Annotated in this window: 9 protein-coding genes; 4 read left to right on the top strand and 5 right to left on the bottom strand. The window is 63.0% G+C overall.

Annotated elements, in window-relative coordinates; genetic code table 11:
* Positions 1 to 366 precede the first annotated feature (366 nt).
* Entirely contained in the window at positions 367 to 10383 is a 10017-nt protein-coding gene (locus tag ACORQT_RS15695) for an amino acid adenylation domain-containing protein (RefSeq protein WP_444859233.1), read from the top strand.
* 130 nt (positions 10384 to 10513) lie between these two features.
* Positions 10514 to 11503 (top strand): aldo/keto reductase, encoded by a 990-nt coding sequence (locus ACORQT_RS15690; protein ID WP_042784938.1) that lies wholly within the window; start codon positions 10514 to 10516, stop codon positions 11501 to 11503.
* Here ACORQT_RS15690 and ACORQT_RS15685 read toward each other — a convergent pair.
* The gene (locus tag ACORQT_RS15685; RefSeq protein WP_042785744.1) at positions 11500 to 12393 is read right to left on the bottom strand and encodes a LysR family transcriptional regulator; all 894 of its coding nucleotides are present in this window, start codon (positions 12391 to 12393) and stop codon (positions 11500 to 11502) included. The genes ACORQT_RS15690 and ACORQT_RS15685 overlap by 4 nt on opposite strands.
* A 173-nt stretch (positions 12394 to 12566) precedes the next feature.
* On the opposite strand from ACORQT_RS15685, the gene ACORQT_RS15680 reads away from it, so the two are divergent.
* On the top strand, positions 12567 to 12962 hold the full coding sequence (locus tag ACORQT_RS15680) for a (R)-mandelonitrile lyase (protein WP_025303382.1): 396 nt from the start codon (positions 12567 to 12569) through the stop codon (positions 12960 to 12962).
* 6 nt (positions 12963 to 12968) lie between these two features.
* Here ACORQT_RS15680 and ACORQT_RS15675 read toward each other — a convergent pair whose 3' ends face one another.
* The 3 genes from ACORQT_RS15675 to gabD form a co-directional block, all read right to left on the bottom strand.
* On the bottom strand, positions 12969 to 13337 hold the full coding sequence (locus ACORQT_RS15675; protein ID WP_164057887.1) for a glyoxalase superfamily protein: 369 nt from the start codon (positions 13335 to 13337) through the stop codon (positions 12969 to 12971).
* Positions 13338 to 13359: 22 nt separating this feature from the next.
* Complete coding sequence (locus tag ACORQT_RS15670; RefSeq protein WP_042784937.1) at positions 13360 to 13773, bottom strand: GyrI-like domain-containing protein; 414 nt, start codon at positions 13771 to 13773, stop codon at positions 13360 to 13362.
* A 99-nt stretch (positions 13774 to 13872) separates the two neighbouring features.
* Positions 13873 to 15348, bottom strand: a complete 1476-nt coding sequence (gene gabD, locus ACORQT_RS15665; RefSeq protein ID WP_164057885.1) for an NADP-dependent succinate-semialdehyde dehydrogenase — start codon at positions 15346 to 15348, stop codon at positions 13873 to 13875.
* A gap of 211 nt (positions 15349 to 15559) precedes the next feature.
* Between gabD and ACORQT_RS15660 the strand changes: the two genes are divergently transcribed.
* On the top strand, positions 15560 to 15775 hold the full coding sequence (locus ACORQT_RS15660) for a glycogen synthase (protein ID WP_042784935.1): 216 nt from the start codon (positions 15560 to 15562) through the stop codon (positions 15773 to 15775).
* A gap of 42 nt (positions 15776 to 15817) precedes the next feature.
* Here ACORQT_RS15660 and ACORQT_RS15655 read toward each other — a convergent pair whose 3' ends face one another.
* Positions 15818 to 16732 carry a pyridoxamine 5'-phosphate oxidase family protein gene (locus ACORQT_RS15655; RefSeq protein ID WP_164057884.1) on the bottom strand — a complete coding sequence of 305 codons (915 nt, stop codon included), beginning with the start codon at positions 16730 to 16732 and terminating at the stop codon, positions 15818 to 15820.
* Positions 16733 to 16736: the final 4 nt, after the last annotated feature.

The raw sequence follows: 16736 nt of genomic DNA, 5'->3' as shown, positions 1-16736 counted from the left end.
TGCGTGTTTTAATTTAAGAAGATTCTCTTTTTTATCGATTTTTCCGCGATACCTTTAAATTAGATTTATTTATATTAAATATATTCCCATCCTTGATTTTAATTTATTTACAATAGTTATTTTATTTATGAATGAAAAGCCAGGATTCATTTTTAAATGATAAATTATTTTTTATATCATTGTTTTTATTGGTTTTAGTTTATTTGTGTTTTTGTGGCTTTATTTTTTATAAAAATAAAATAATATTCGCTCTTATGTTTTTTAAGTTTTCGCCTAACAGCTCAATCGCATAACCATCACGGTATTTATGTCATGCATAAATATCTATTCATATATTATTGGAATATATTAAAAGGGAATTGATTCATGGGCGCGATCATCGCTTCACCCTATACCCACACGTTTTGGAATGAATACGTCCTCAATCCACACTCCTGCGAGTACAACCTGGTGCTGGATCAGACCATTGAGGGGGCGCTGGACGTCGATCGACTGCGCGCGGCGGTCGAGGGCGTGTGCCGGGACTATATTCTGTTTCACCATGTCCTCGACGACAGCTCGCCGCAATTACGCTGGGTAAAGACGGAGAAGAAAATTGCGTTGGAAACGCTTGATGCCGATTGCGATGCCGGTAAATTAATCAATACGCCGTTCGATCTCCGGGAGGGGCCGCTGTGCCGCTTCTACCTGATTGAGTTGGCGCCGCAGCGCTATAATTTGATCATTGTCGTTCATCATATCCTGATCGACGGCCTGTCCGGCCAGGAGTTCTACAACGCCGTTTCCGCCTATTACAATCGCGGGGCGGCCGTGGCGCCGCCGCAGGCGAATGAAACGGACATTTGTCGATTGTACCGGCGCTATGAGGCGGATATCGCGGCGTTGAAGCAGGACTTCGCTTCCGCGTCATTCTGGGGCGACCGGTTGGCCGAATGCGCCCCGCGCGTAGCGTTGCCTTATCTCCCCGGTGAAGCCCCCGAAGCACCCGGCGCCGGCGAAGTGCGCTTTACGTTGCCGTTCGCCGAGTGGCAGGCGCTGAAGTCTGGCGTCAGATATGCCAACCCATTCCTGATATTCAAAACGCTGTGGGCGTTGCTGATCGCCCGGCAATCCGCGCAGGACACGGTGCATATCGGTTATCCCGTCGCGCCGGACGGCGGCGAGCCGCTGTTTTTCGGCGCCCAGGTCAACACCGCGGTGTTTCCCTTAACGCTCGCCCCGCAAGCCACGTTCAACCAGCTGTACCGCGCGACGCTGGCCTACAGCAAAGCGCTCAAGGCGACGGGCAAGCTGCGGCACAGCCAATTGCCGGTTTATGACATGCTGAACCTCAGCCCGGTGCGCGAGCTGAACGTCAATTTCACTCAGGCTTACCTGAAAGATGCGCCGCTGGCGCTTGACGGTTGCCGCATCGGCGTCAATCACCGTTACAACGTCGATCTGGCCGGTTCGGAACTGCTGCTGGAGTATCAGCCGACCGAGCAGGCCTTTGAGTTTCGCCTGCGTTATCGGCCCGATCTGTTCGACGCCACGCAAATGGCGGAGATGGCGGATCAGTATCTCGGGCTATTGCGGCGTGCGCTAACCGAACCGGACGCGCCGATAGCCGCGTGGCCGCAGCTCACGGCGCAGCAGGTTTTACGCTGCCGCGACGCCTGGGAGAGCGAGCCGGACACGGCCGACCCAGGGGCGACACTGCTCGACGGCGTGGCTCGCCAGGCGCGCCGTCATCCGGAACGCATCGCCGTAACCGATGCCAACGGTTCGCTCAGCTACCGCCAACTGGCGCAGCGCAGCGATCGCCTGGCGTTACGGCTGAGGGAAGAATATCGCCGGTTGCGCGGCGCCGCCATGCCGCCAGAGACGCTGATCCCGCTGTATCTGCAGCGCAGCGCGGAAGCGGTGGTGGCGATGCTGGCCATCATGAAGGCGGGCGGCGCCTATGTGCCGCTGGATCCCGCGGCGCCGGCGCAGCGCCTGGAATATATTCTGCAAGAGGTGAACAGCCCCATCGTCCTGACGGAAAGCGCATTGCAAGGGGCGGCGCAGCGACTGGCGCCGGACGGCGTTTGCCTGGCGGCGGATGAATCGCTTGCCGATGCGGATGCCGCGAGCCTGCCGAATGTCGAAGCCCGGCAATTGGCCTACGTGATTTACACCTCCGGCACCAGCGGGCGGCCGAAAGGCACGCTGTGTGAACACCGGGGCGCGGCCAACATGGTGCGGGGTCATACGCAGCGTTTGCTGCGCAATGAATCGGGCGCACTCAACTGCCTGCAGTTCGCGTCGCTGGCCTTTGACGCGCACGTGTTTGAAGTGTTCATGGCCCTGAGCAACGGCCACCGGCTGTTCATCGCGGGCGAGGCGCAGCGGCGCGATCCGGCGCTGTTGTGCGGCCAAATGGCGGCCTGGGGCATCGAAGCCTGTTTCCTGCCGCCGGCGCTGCTTGGCACCTTGCCAGACCTGCCGGCTTCGGTGCGCTATCTCGCGACCGGCGGCGAGGCGACCGCGCAGGAGGCGCTCGACCATTACCTGGCCTGCGGCATGCAGGTTGCCAATCTGTACGGCCCGACCGAGGCTTCGGTCAGCGCCAGTCTGAATATTTATCGCCGCAACGGCGCGCGCAATATCGGCCACGCCATCGCCAATATGCGTTGTTATGTGGTTGACGAGCATGACAATCTAATGCCGCTGGGGGCGGAGGGCGAGCTGTGTCTGGCCGGCGCCGGCCTGGCGCGCGGATACCTGAACCTGCCGGCGCTGACGGAAGCCGCATTCGTCGCCAATCCTTTTGAACTGCGCGAGCCTTACCGGCGCCTGTATCGCACCGGCGACCGGGTACGGCGCTTGGCCGACGGCAGCCTGGACTATCTCGGACGACACGACCAGCAGATCAAGATCAACGGCTATCGCATCGAGTTGGGCGAGATCGAAATGCAGCTGCGCGCGCTGCCCGAGGTGGCCGAGGCGGTGGTGACCCTGCGCCCCGGCACGACGGACCAACTGGCGGCCTGGTATGTGCCGAAGCCCGGCGCGACGCCGCAGGCCGGCGACCTCTTGCAACGCCTGGCGGCGCAGCTGCCGCATTATATGTTGCCGTCGGCGCTGTCGGCGCTGTCGGCGCTGCCGCTGACGGTGAGCCGCAAGGTCGATTACCGGGCATTGCCGGAACCGCTGCCGGTCGAGCGGCAAACGGCGTTTCGCCAACCGGGCACGCCGCTGGAGACTCAGCTTTCTACACTGTTCAATCGGCTGCTGGGCGGCCATGTCGGCATGGACGACAACTTCTTCCGCCTCGGCGGCAACTCCATTATGGCCATCAGGCTGTGTCACGAAGTGAATAAATTGCCGGGGGCGAAGATCTCGGTGCTGACGTTGAATCAGCATCCGACGGTGGCCGCGCTGAGCGAGCATATCGCCGCTCAACGGCAGGCGCCGTCGGATGAGCCGCCCATCCTCGCCGGCGGGCTGCGGGAGGGGCCGTTGTCGCTTCAGCAGTCGCGATTGTGGTTTGTTCAGCAACTGTCGGCGGACGCCACGCACTATCTGTCGCCGGTGCTGCTGCGGCTGGCGCCGGACATCGATGACCAACGTTTTGCGGACTGTCTGCAGGCGATCGTCGAGCGCCACCAGATCTTGCGTAGCCTGATTCGCCAGAATGAGCGGGGCGAAGCCAGCCAGTGGGTCAGCGACGCCGTGCTGCCGGTGCCTTTGCTGACGGTGAGCAGCGCTGAGTTTGACATGGCGCTGGCGCAGGCCTGCAGCCGGCCGATGGATTTGACGCGCGAGCTGCCGCTGCGCGCCACGCGCTATCGTTACCGCGATGCGGCGGGCGGGGAAACGGCCGTTTGTCTGTTGGTGTTCCATCACATCGTCTTTGACGGTTGGTCGCTTGAGGTGCTGCTGCAGGAGCTGGACGCGCGCTATCGGGGAACGTGGCGTAAAGCGACAGAGCCGGCGCTGCAATACCTCGACTATGCCTGCTGGCAACACGTGCCGGAAAATGTGCAGCGCCGGGCCGACGAATTGGCCTTTTGGCAACGAGAGCTGGCGGGCTGGCAGCCGCTCTCGCTGCCGGTGGATTTTTTGCGGCCGGCGGTCTTCGACGTACGCGGCGACAACAGCGAAGTGCCGCTGCCGGCGGCGCTGGTGAAGGCGCTGGAGGCGTTGGCGCGCCGAGAGGGCGTGACGCTGCATGCCGTGATGCTGGCGGGGTTCATGCTGTTGCTTGCCCGCTACAGCGGTCAGAACGATGTGATGGTGGGCACGCCGCTGGCGAACCGCAATCGCCCTGAGCTGGGGAATCTGATCGGATTCTTTGTCAATACGCTGCCTTTACGCCGGCAGATCGACACGCGTCAGGGCGTCGCCGAGTTTGTGCGAGAGGTTGCGGCCACGACGCTGCGGGCGCAGCAGCATCAGACGCTGTCGCTGGAGGCGCTGGTGGACGCTCTGGCGCTGCCGCGCGACTTTTCGCGGCATCCGCTGTTCCAGGTCATGTTCGCGCTGGAGGGCGAGAGCGGCGCACCGACGCGTCCGGACTGGCTGTCGGTGGTCGATCTGAGCGCGGATGAGCGCACCGCCAAGTTCGATCTGACGCTCACGCTGACGCCGCAGGGGGAGCAGATGCGCGCGCGCTTCAACTTCGCGTCGGCGCTGTTCAGCAAAGCGTCGATGGAGCGGTTGGCCGGCTACTATCTCGCCCTATTGCAACAGATGGCGCGCCACGATGACTGGCCGCTGGAAAATATTCGTCTGCAGCCGCAGGGCCCGGCGCTGCCTGCGGCGCCGGCCTTTAGCTATGCGTTTGAACGTTGCCTGCAACAGGATTTCGTGCGGCATGCGCAGCGCAATCCGCAGGCCGTCGCGGTGATCGACGCGCAGGGGGAAATGACGTACGGCGAACTGCACGAGGCGGCGTTAACGCTGGCCACTCAACTGCGTGTGCAGGGCAAGATGACCGGCGACGCCATCGCCGTCGTCGCCGACAAGGGGCGCCGGCAGCCGATCGCCCTGTTGGCGGCGCTGATGTGCGGCAAGGCGTTTTTGCCGATGGAGGCGACATGGCCGCCGCAGCGGCGGCTGAAGGTGATGGCGCAGGCCGGCATCAATACGTTGCTCAGCGATGCGCCCTGGGCCTGCGACGAGATCAACCTGGTCGAACTGAATGCCGACGGGCTGGCGGCGCAGTTGCCGCTGCCGGAGAGGCGCCTGCCGGCGGTGGAGGCCGGTCCTGACAGCCTGGCCTATATCATTTTCACTTCGGGCTCGACCGGCACGCCCAAGGGCGTGGCGATCGAACATCGCAGCGCGGTGAACATGCTGGAAGGCGTTCGGCGGTATTTCGGGTTCAACGAGCGGGATCGCAGCCTGGCGCTTAGCGCGTTGAGCTTCGATCTGGCGATCTTCGATATTTTCAGCCCGTTGAGCGCGGGCGGTGCGGTTGTGATGCCGGCCGAGCGAGATCGGGTCAATCCGCAAGCCTGGTATCAGCTGATGATGACACATCGAGTGACGCAATGGTTGAGCGCACCGGCCCTGATGGAGCTGTTGCTGGACTATGTAAACGGCGAGGGGCTGGCGGCCGGGCCTGCGCCGGCGCTGCGGGCTGTGATGGTGGGGGGCGACTGGATCGCCACCTCGCTGCCGGAACGCTGCCTGGCCTGGGCGCCGCACGTCCGCTTCTGCAGCGCCGGCGGCGCTACGGAGGCGGCGATCTTCACCATGCTGTATGAGGTGTCGCGAGGCGAGAAAATTCGCTCGGTCAGCATCCCTTACGGTAAACCGTTGCCGCACCAGCGTTGCTACATTCTGGATGCCGGACGACGGCCCGCGGCGCCGGGCGTGCGCGGGGAGATCTATCTGGCCGGTGAAGGGTTGGCGCGCGGGTATTACGGCGATCCGCAACGCACCGCCGAGAGTTTCTTCTGGCATGAGGAGCTGCAGGAGCGGGTGTATCGCACCGGCGACGCGGGCCGGTGGCTCGAGGACGGCAATGTGGAGTTCCTGGGGCGTCTCGATCAGCAGGTCAAGCTGAACGGCTACCGCATCGAGCTGGGTGAAATAGAGCATGCCGCGCTTGCCTATCCGGGGGTGACCGCCTGTTGTTGCGTGCTCGTCACCGACCCTCAGCCCTGTCTGGCCGCTTACTTCGTTGCCGATGAGGCGATCGCCCCGCAGGATTTGGCGCAGCATTTGAGCAGCCAACTGCCTCCTTACATGGTGCCGCAGGCACTGATGCAGCTGGCACAGCTGCCGCTGACCGAAAACGGCAAGATAGCCCGACAGGCGTTGCCGCCGCCGAAAAGGACGGCGCGCGAGTTTGTCGCGGCGCAGAACGAGCGGGAGAACGCTTGCCTGGCGGTGTGGCGCGATCTGTTGCAGCGGCAGGATATCGGCGTGGAGGACAATTTCTTCTCGCTGGGCGGCAATTCCCTTCTGGCGATCCAGGCCTGTTACCAGATCGGTCAGCGGTTGGGGAACGAGGTGACGTTGAGCGAGCTGGGCCGGTTCCCGACGATCCGTTCATTGTGCCGTGCGTTGCTGCGGCAGGGGGAGAGCGCCGCGCCGATGTCGATCCCGCCGCTGCGGCAACGCGAGTATCCGCTCTCCGCCTCACAGCTGCAGCTGTGGTTTATCGAGAACCTGAACGGCGGCGGCAATCTTTATCATGTGCCGATGCTGTTCCGTCTCGGCGAGGAGGTCTGTCTGACGGCTTACGAGCACAGTCTGCAGGCGGTCGTCGCCCGGCATCAGGTGTTGCACAGCCTGATTGCCCAGAAGCCGTCCCAAATTGCCGTCGCCCGGGCCTGTGAACAAACGCTTTCGCTGGAGCGCGTGGCGCTGGAGGCGGCGCGCTGGCCGGACAGACTGCGGCAGGATATCGATCGGCCGTTTGCCCTGGAGGCGGAGTTGCCGATCAGAGCGAGCGTTTACCAGGTGGTGCAGCCTGATGGCGGGCGGGTGACTTACAGCCTGATCCTGGTGCACCACCTGGCGTTTGACGGCTGGTCGCAGCCGGTGCTGCTGCAGGAGTTGGATGCGCTGTATCAGGCGCAGCGGCAAGGGCGGGAAGCTGAGCTGGCGGCGTTGCCGTTGCAATATGGCGACTATGCCGTCTGGCAGCGGCGCTGGCTGGACTCCGCGTTGGCGGATGAGGCGAAAGCGTATTGGCGACAAGCGCTGGATGGGTGGCAGGCGCTGGAGATGCCGCTCGATTTCGTGCGGCCGGCGCGCTTCGATCATCGCGGCGCCAATCACGTCATCGCGCTGCCGGAGGCCCTGACGATGCAGGCGGCGCAGTTCGCCCGGCGGCAAGGCGTCACGCCGTTTGCGCTGTATCTTGCGGCCTTTAATCTGCTGCTCGGTTACTTCAGCGGCCAGCAAGACATTCTGGTCGGCACGCCGGTCGCTAACCGGCCGGTGGCGGAGATCCGCTCGGCGATCGGATTCTTCGTCAATACGCTGCCGTTGCGCTCGCAAATAGACGATGTGGCGTCGCTGAACGATTATGTGCATCGGGTCTTTGACGGCGTGCTGCAGGCGCAGCGGCATCAGAATTTACCGTTGGATCAGTTGATTGAGCTGCTGCAGGTGCCGCGCGATCTGTCGCGCCATCCGCTGTTTCAGACGCTGTTCGCGCTGGAAGAGGCGGGTGAAGCGCCGGCCTGGCTGGCGCCGCAGGATCTGTTGACACACTATCAGGCGGCCAAATTCGATTTGACGCTGAGCATACAGTCGGCGCCGCAAGGCGGCAGGGCGATCTTCAACTATGCCACCGCCCTGTTTGCACCGGCCACGCTGGCGCTGTTGGGTGAGTATTATCTGACGATCCTCACGCAGATCGTCAATCACGGGGAGCAGCGCGTCAGTCAGTTGGCGCTGGTATCGGCGAGTGAAACGGCGCGGCAGCGCGCCTTCCGTCAATCCTGTCCGCCGGCCTACGATTTCGAACGCGCCATCCATCATGATTTTATCCGTCAGGCCGAGCGCGATCCGCAGCGGGTGGCGATCGTCGATGAATGGGGTGAGCTGAACTACGGTGAGCTGTATCGGCGTGCGTTGGCGCTGTCGTTGCAGCTGCGCGAGCATGCGGATATGCGCGCCGACACCATCGCGGTGATGGTGGACAAAGGGCGGGCGCAAATCATTGCGGTGCTGGCGATCCTGATGGCCGGCAAGGCCTATTTGCCGCTGGACGGCGCCTGGCCGGAACGCCGCCGCCTGGATATCGTTGCGCAGTCGCAGACCCGGATTATCCTCAGCAGCCGGGCGTGGGCGGCCCACGGTAACGCCAGACTGTTGACGATCGATCCGCAAGGTGCGGTCAACGCGTTACCGCCGGCGGCGCCGGGTGAGCCGGTCTTGCCGGCGCCTTCCGCGCTGGCCTATGTGATCTTCACCTCCGGTTCTACCGGCACGCCGAAAGGGGTGGCGATAGAACATCGCGGCGCGGTGAACAGCATCATCGATACCTTGCACCAGCTGGAACTCGGCGCGGACGATCGCGGGTTGGCGCTCAGCGCGCTGAGCTTCGACATTTCGGTGTTCGATATTTTCGGCCTGCTGTCGGTGGGCGGCGCCATCGTGATGCCGTCCGAAACCGAACGCTATCAGCCGGAGGCGTGGCATCGGTTGTTGATGACTCAGGGGGTGACCTTCTGGAATTCCGCGCCTTCGGTGATGACGCTGCTGGTGGAGCAGCTGGAGTCCGCCGCGTCGCAGGCGCAGTGGCCGCATCTGCGCAACGTGGTGCTGGTGGGTGAGGTGATCTCGCGTTCACTGCCGGCGCGCATTCGCCAATGGCGGCCAGGGTGCCGGGTAGTCAGCGCCGGGGGCGCGACCGAAAGCTCCATTTGGTCGATTTTGTACGACATTCCGGAAACGCCGATCCTGGCGCCCAGCGTACCTTATGGCCGGGCGATGGCCCATCAGCGTTTCTATGTGCTGGATCGCCATCTGCGCGTGTTGCCGCCCTGCTTACCGGGGGAACAGTACATCGGTGGGGCCGGCGTGGCGCGCGGCTATTACCGCAATCCGTCGCTGACCGAGGAAAAATTCATCTACCATCCGGAATTGGGGGAGCGGCTTTATCGCACCGGCGATGCCGGGCGCTATTTGCCGGACGGCAATCTGGAGTTCCTCGGCCGTATGGATTTTCAGGTGAAAATCAACGGCTACCGCGTCGAGCTGGGGGAGGTCGAGCAATGTGCGCTGGCGTTCGGCGCGATCAAATCCTGCTGCGCCGTGGTGCTGTCAGAGGCGCATCGGCAGCGTCTGGCGCTGTATTACGTCAGTGAGGCGCCGCTGGAGGAGTCGGCGCTGCTGGCCTTTATGAGCGGGCAATTGCCGCTATACATGCTGCCTGCGGCGCTGGTGCGGCTGGAAGCGTTGCCGTACAACTCCAGCGGCAAGCTGGATCGCAAGGCGTTGCCGGCGCCGACGGCGAATGAGCCACAGGCCTATGTCGCTCCCGCGAACGCGCTGGAGCAGCAGTTGTGCGCATTGTGGCAGGAGGCGCTGCAGTGCGAGCAGGTCGGCATGACGGACGATTTCTTCCTGCTGGGCGGCACTTCGATCAAGGCGATCTCCCTGTGCGTCGGCATGGGCGAACTGATGGCCGCGCCGGTGCCGGTGGTGCAGCTGTTGCAAAGCCGCACCCTGAAAAATCTGCTGGCCGCCAACGAGCGCCGTTTGGTCATGCCGCTTAACCGCCGGACAGACGGCGTGCCCGCGGTGTGGATGATCCACCCGGCGCTGGTGGGCGCGGAGGCGTTTCATGCTTTCGCTCAGCCGTTGCAAGGGCGACTCAATTGCTATGGCGTCGATAACCATAATCTTTACCATCAACCGACCATCGACTCGCTCGGCGAGCTGGCCGAACGGTATTTAAACGACATGATTGCCGCCGGCCTGCTGCAAGACGCCGGGCCGGTGCGCATTCTCGGGTGGTCGCTGGGGGGCATCATCGCGCTGGAGATCGCCGCTCGCCTGGAGGCGCGCGGCTGCCGTAACGTGCAGCTGTATCTGCTGGACAGCTTCTATCGGCAGACCACGGCGGAGCTGCCGCTGGAGCAACTGCTGCCTGCGCTGGGCATCGAGGGCGAGGCGGCGACACGCGCCATGGCCGCCGGGCAGGCGGAGCGGCGGCTGTCAGAGGGAAGGCTGAGCCGCCGATTGCAGACCACGAAAGTGACGCTGTTTAAGGCGATGGAGGGTAACCCGCAGTTGCCGGAGGCGATAACGGCGCCGCTGCTGACGCTGGAAGATAATGGGCTGGGCGCGGTTTGCGCGCAGCTCAAGATTATCCCGCTGGCTTGTCACCACCATAATATCTTGCAGTGTGAGGAGGCGATCGGCAACGTACTCAATGAAGGGATCTGATTCATGAGCCAGGCTCATAAGCCCAAGCGTATTTCGCCCCATAGTCATGGCGGTAGTCGCGTTTTACAGTCATCACACCGGAACGGCTCCGCGTCAGGCGGGGCCGGTATCAATCAGTGGGAGAGTGAAGATGCAAACACGCAAGTTGGGGTGCGAAGGGCTGGAAGTATCTGCGTTGGGGTTGGGCTGCATGGGGCTGAGTTTTGGCTACGGCCCGGCCACCGACAAACGGCAGGCGATCGAACTGATCCGCGCCGCGGTTGACGAGGGCGTGACGCTCTTCGATACCGCCGAGATTTATGGTCCGTTCACGAACGAGGAATTGTTGGGCGAAGCGCTGGCGCCGGTGCGCGATCGGGTCGTCATCGCCACCAAGTTCGGTTTCGATCTGCCGCAGCCGGCGGGGCAACAGGTGTTGAACAGCCGTCCGGAGCATATTCGCCAGGCGGTGGAAGGCTCGTTGAAGCGCCTGCGGATAGAGACGATCGATTTGCTGTATCAGCACCGCGTCGATCCCGAGGTGCCTATCGAGGAGGTGGCCGGTACGGTGCAGCAACTGATTCGCGAAGGGAAAGTAAAGTATTTCGGCCTGTCGGAAGCCGGCGCGCAAACCATTCGGCGAGCTCACGCGGTGCAGCCGGTCACGACGCTGCAAAGCGAATATTCGCTGTGGTGGCGCGAGCCGGAGCGTGAAATCTTGCCGACGCTGGCAGAGCTGGGCATCGGTCTGGTGCCGTTCAGCCCGCTCGGCAAGGGCTTTCTCACCGGCGCCATTACCGAGGACACCACCTTTGACAGCGGCGATTTTCGCAACGTGGTGCCGCGCTTCAGCGCCGAAGCGCGCCGGGCCAACCAGGCGCTGGTGGATGTGCTGGGGCAGATAGCGCAGCGCAAGGCCGTGACGCCGGCGCAGATCGCTCTGGCCTGGCTGCTGGCGCAGCAGCCGTGGATCGTGCCGATCCCGGGAACCACCAAGCGTCACCGGCTGGAAGAAAACCTCGCGGCGGCGGCGGTCACGTTGGCGGCGGACGAACTGGGTGAGATTGAGCGTGCGCTCTCCGCTATCGACGTGATTGGCGATCGCTACCCGGCGCATCTGCAGAAAAACGTCGGGCGTTAAGCCCCGCGCCGCAGCGCCTCAATCAGCAGCGCAAAGGCGGTGGTGTGTTGCCTGCGGCTTGGATAATAGAGGTAATAACCGGGAAACGGCGGACACCAGTCGTCCAGCGCCATCTGCAACCGCCCGTCGGCCAGCGGCTCGGCGACGGTATCTTCCGGCACAAAGGCGATTCCGAGGCCGAGCTGCGCGGCGTCGATTCGCTGGCGCAGGCTGTTGAAGGTCAGTTGCCCCTCCACCCGCACTTTGATCTCCCGGCCATCGCGGGCAAATTCCCAGGCGTACAGCCCGCCGAGGGTGGGCAGGCGCATGTTGATGCAGCGATGGTTTTGCAGCGCTTGCGGCGTAGCGGGGAGGCCGTAACGGGCGAAATAGTCAGGGGAGGCGACGGGCACCATGCGCATATCCGGCCCGATGCGCACCGCGACCATGTCCTTCGCTACCTGTTCCCCCAGCCGAATGCCGGCGTCGAATCGCCCGGCGACGATGTCGGTCAGGCTGTTGTCGACGGTGATTTCCACGTTGATATCCGGGTAATCGACGAGAAAAGTGCGCAGCACCGGCCATAGCACCGCATCCACCGCGTGTTCGCCGGCGGTGATGCGGATGTTGCCGGCGGGCCGATCGCGCATTTCACCCAGCGCGTTCAGCTCGTTTTCTATCTCCGCAAAGCGTGGACCAATGCTGTTGAGCAACCGCTCACCGGCCTCGGTGGGGGCGACGCTGCGAGTGGTGCGCGTGAGCAAACGCAGCGCCAGGCGTTCTTCCAGGCCGCGAATAGCGTGGCTGAGCGCCGATTGGGAAACCCCAAGCTGTGCCGCCGCTTTGGTGAAGCTGCGCTCCCTGGCCACCATCAGGAAAGCGATCAGATCGTTAAAGTTTTCTTTCAACATATCGGCACCGAAGAGGAGGGTGAGCGCACTGTCGCGCGTAGATTTATGAATTGAGCTCATAGCTCCTTGCGCATTCTACCCGCTAGTCGCCGGAAAAGCATGGCGCTATCTTGACATCACTCACTCATGATTATCAGCGCCGGCTGTGAGATCCGGCGCGGAGGACACGACAGATGAAAATACAACGCAGCGGTTCTATCCCATCACAGCGCGGTTCGGCGGATTACTTTACCGGGCAGGTACGCATCGACGCGCCGTTCGCCGGTGATGCGCCGGCTAGGGTGGGCGGCGCGACCGTCACCTTCGAACCCGGCGCCCGCACGGCATGGCATACGCATCCGCTCGGCCAGACGCTGATCGTCACTCAGGGGCGCGGGTGGATCCAGATGTGGGGCGAGAAGACGCAGGAGATGCACCCCGGCGATATCGTTTGGATACCGGCCGACGTCAAACACTGGCACGGTGCGACACCGGACACCGCCATGACCCATATCGCCATCGCCGAAGCGGTGGACGGCAGCCCGGTGACCTGGCTGGAGCCGGTCAGCGAGGCGGAATATCGGCCATAACGCCGATCAGGCCGAGGGGCTCTGTTCGCAAAACCGCAGCCGGTTGCCGAACGGATCGGTGAGGTTGAGCTCTTTGCCCCAGTCGACAACCTCCAGCCCCGGCCGGGCATAGCGGTAGTTTTTGGCCGTGAGCTCCCGGTGCAGCGCGTCGATATCGTGCACCGGGATGAAAATGGCGGCACCGGGCGTGCTGTCGCCGTAGTGTTCGCTCAGGTGCAGCGTCAGCCCGGCGCGGGTCACCTGCATGTACAGCGGCAGGTCTTCGCTGAAACGGTGCTCCCACGCCAGCGTGAAACCGAGAAAATCCAGATAAAACTCTTTGGCCTTGTCGACTGAAAAGATACGCAAAATCGGAATGGCGGGGGAGAGCGTCATCATTGTTGACCTCACTGTCGCGTTAGCGGCAGCCGATATGGATATCGACCGCGTCGGGGCCGGTATAGGCTTCGAAGTCGGTCAGGAAGCGACGTTCGATTTCCGGGTGTTGCTCGAAGTAGCCCCAGATGGTTTGCCAGCCTTCGATGACCGCCGCCGGCATGGTGCCTCGGGCCTGGAACACCAGATAGCGGCCAGGTTGGATGTGCAAACCGCTCTGTGCCTCACTGCCGGCGGTGACATCAAACGGCCCGCTGGCATCGGAGGCGTAGTTGGAGTAGACCCCGTAAACCGGCATGGCGGGCGAGGTGGCGAAAAAGTCTGACCACAGCGCCGGGATTTTAGCCGTCTCGGGCTGGGTTTCGTCCTGATTGGTGGTTCTGATTGTCTGGCCGGCGACGTAAAAACCGGGCAGGTGTACCGTGAAGGGCTGCATAGAGGCAATTCCTTTTAACCGCTGAAAAGAGGCCTAAAGGTAGCAAAGGCTGCCCAAAACCGCCAGACAGGGCCCCCGCAGGCGCGGGTGCCCCTCACATCAGGCATCCAAACCGCCGAGGCACAGGTATTTGATTTCGAGATAGTCTTCGATGCCGTATTTTGAGCCTTCACGGCCCAAACCGGAGTGTTTCATGCCGCCGAACGGCGCCACTTCGGTGGAGATCAGCCCTTCGTTGATGCCGACAATACCGTACTCCAGCGCTTCGGCCACGCGCATCACCCGGCCGATGTCGCGGCTGTAGAAGTAAGCGGCCAGGCCGAACGGCGTGTCGTTGGCCAGTTCGACGGCGTCGGCTTCCTGGCTGAAGCGGATCAGAGGCGCCACCGGGCCGAACGTCTCCTCGCGGAAGATTTTCGCCGTGCGCGGCACGTCGGTCAGGATGGTCGGGCTGAAGAAATTGCCGCCCAGCGCGTCAGGCTTGCCGCCCAGCAGCACCGAAGCGCCGTGCTCGACGGCGTCGGCGATATGCTCGCGCACTTTCTCCACCGCATCCGGGTTAATCAACGGGCCGATGGTGACGCCGTCATCCAGGCCGTTGCCGACTTTCAGCTTGGCGACGGCGGCTTTCAGTTTGGCGGCGAAGGCATCGTATACGCCGTCTTGCACCAGAAAACGGTTGGTGCAGACGCAGGTCTGGCCGGCGTTGCGGTATTTCGAGGCGACCGCGCCGGCCACGGCGGCATCCAGATCGGCGTCGTCAAACACGATAAACGGCGCGTTGCCGCCCAGCTCCATGCTGGTTTTCTTGATGGTGGGCGCACACTGGGACAGCAGCTGCGCCCCCACTTCGGTGCTGCCGGTGAAGGAGAGTTTGCGCACGTCCGGGTTGGCGGTGAGTTCGCCGCCGATGCCTTTGCTGGGGCCTGTTATCACGTTGCACACCCCGGCGGGCAACCCGGCGCGCTCCGCCAGCACGGCGATCGCCAGCGCCGAGAACGGCGTTTGGCTGGCGGGGCGGATCACCCCGGTGCAGCCGGCGGCCCAGCCGGGGCCGGCTTTACGGGTGATCATCGCCGCCGGGAAGTTCCACGGGGTGATGGCGGCGAACACGCCGATCGGCTCTTTTTGCACGATGATGCGGCGACCGGCCTGCGGCTGTGGAATGGTGTCGCCATACACCCGCTTGCCTTCCTCGGCGAACCATTCGATAAAGGAGGCGGCATAGGCGATTTCACCGCGGCTTTCGGCCAACGGTTTGCCCTGTTCCGCCGTCATGATGCGCGCCAGATCTTCCTGATTTTCCATCATCAGCTCAAACAGCCGCCGCAGCTTGCCGGCGCGCTCTTTGGCGGTCAGCGCGCGCCAGGCGGGCAGCGCTTTTTTGGCGGCGGCGATGGCGCGAGCGGTTTCTTCGGCGCCGAAGGCCGGCACGTGGCCGATCCGCTCGCCGTTGGCGGGGTTATGAATGGCGATCGTGCGGCCTTCCTGGGCCGGCAACCATTGCCCGTCGATGTAATTGGCCTCGCGGAACAGCGTGGGATCCTTGAGGGTGGCGCGGATACTGATGCTCATGAGTCTCTTCCTTTGCTGAGTTCAACGGAGTGGTCTATTCCATACGGCTACCCTTTACCCTAGCAAACTTTGCCGCCGCCGTTTGCCAACGCGACGACAAGATGGCCGTTTTCTCACTGCGCATCTTCTGTACAAAAAATATCCGCCGTCGGGTCGATACTGAAAGAGCAGGCATATGACCCTTTTCGATGTGATTAAAAGGAGTGTGCGAATGATGAAATCAGTAGACAGACATTTCGCGGCCTACGGCAGCGAAATGGATTTTTTGGCGTCGAGCATCGCCCTGATGGAATGGCAAGGGCGGCAGATTGACGCCGGGCAGGTGGCCGGCAATATGTCGGAGCAGCAAAGCCGCCTGTTCTTTGCGCGGTTGAATTATTTTCGTCAGCTTTATCAGGCCGCATCGGCGGCCGAACACAGCCTGTAATTTCCGATCCAGCCCCGCTGCCGCGGGGCTTTTCATTTCAGCTCAGCGGCGCCACACCCCGGTCGCCAGCGTCGCCGGCGAATACTCCAGATTGCGCCCTCGCCACGGCAGCGCCGCCGCAAAACGCCAGGCGCGGCGCACGTCAAATCGCCAATAGCGTTCCGCCCCTTCGACGCCGGGATCCCCTTCCGCCTGCCAGAGGATTTGCGTTTCCCCCTGCAGATGCAGCACGTCGCCGCGATCGAAATCGATGAACAGCAGCGCCGCCCGCGGTTCGGCCAGCAGATTGCCCAGCGTGTTCATGTAGCGGTTGCCGCGAAAGTCCGGCATCCACAGCGTGTCACCTTCCAGGTGGATAAAGCCGGGGCGGCCGCCGCGATGGGAAATATCCACGCCGCCCTGCGCCAGTGCCAGGTGCGCGCAGCTGGCGACGAAGCAGGTGTCCGCGGCGCGGATCAGCGCCTGCGCCGCCGCATCCAGCACGGCCAAATGCTCAACCGGCTGCGGCCGGCTGTCCACCGGGTAGAGTTCGCGGCGCTGAATGTACTGCGGGCAGTTGCCGAAGCTTTGCTGAACGAGGATTTCCACCCGGTTTTTGTCGGTGCGGCCGACGGCGCCGTTGGCGCGGTTGCGCCGCCGGTTGCTGAAATCCAGCCCCAGCGCGCCGACCGGCTTGCCGGGCAGCAACAGCGCCTGGGCGGGATCGTCGCTGCGGCGCGACGCGCTGATGCGTAAATGCGTGTCGTCTGGCGTGCGTAAAAATCCGGGCGGGCCGGTGAACAGGGTGGCGATGGGCCAGCCTTGTTCATCCAGCGTGGCGACAAACAGGTAGGGCAGCGCGGCGAAAAACGCGCGGTGCTGATCCGGCATCGCGGGGTAGATGCCGCCGCCTACGCCGCCAAACCCGGCCAGCGTCTGCGCGCGCAGCTCATCGGGATGGAACAGTTGCGGGATCATGGCG

It is taken from the genome of Serratia sp. (in: enterobacteria) (assembly GCF_052400455.1).
Taxonomy (GTDB): domain Bacteria; phylum Pseudomonadota; class Gammaproteobacteria; order Enterobacterales; family Enterobacteriaceae; genus Serratia; species Serratia ureilytica.
Note: the sequence above shows the minus strand (reverse complement) of the source record. Positions and strands in the feature narration are given on the sequence as shown.

What these genes read in the sequence shown, in the direction of transcription:
- ACORQT_RS15685 (WP_042785744.1), bottom strand. Translation starts at nt 12,393, where the DNA reads ATGTTGAAAGAAAACTTTAACGATCTGATCGCTTTCCTGATGGTGGCC.
- ACORQT_RS15655 (WP_164057884.1), bottom strand. Translation starts at nt 16,732, where the DNA reads ATGATCCCGCAACTGTTCCATCCCGATGAGCTGCGCGCGCAGACGCTG.
- ACORQT_RS15675 (WP_164057887.1), bottom strand. Translation starts at nt 13,337, where the DNA reads ATGACGCTCTCCCCCGCCATTCCGATTTTGCGTATCTTTTCAGTCGAC.
- ACORQT_RS15695 (WP_444859233.1), top strand. Translation starts at nt 367, where the DNA reads ATGGGCGCGATCATCGCTTCACCCTATACCCACACGTTTTGGAATGAA.
- ACORQT_RS15690 (WP_042784938.1), top strand. Translation starts at nt 10,514, where the DNA reads ATGCAAACACGCAAGTTGGGGTGCGAAGGGCTGGAAGTATCTGCGTTG.
- ACORQT_RS15680 (WP_025303382.1), top strand. Translation starts at nt 12,567, where the DNA reads ATGAAAATACAACGCAGCGGTTCTATCCCATCACAGCGCGGTTCGGCG.
- gabD (WP_164057885.1), bottom strand. Translation starts at nt 15,348, where the DNA reads ATGAGCATCAGTATCCGCGCCACCCTCAAGGATCCCACGCTGTTCCGC.
- ACORQT_RS15660 (WP_042784935.1), top strand. Translation starts at nt 15,560, where the DNA reads ATGATGAAATCAGTAGACAGACATTTCGCGGCCTACGGCAGCGAAATG.
- ACORQT_RS15670 (WP_042784937.1), bottom strand. Translation starts at nt 13,773, where the DNA reads ATGCAGCCCTTCACGGTACACCTGCCCGGTTTTTACGTCGCCGGCCAG.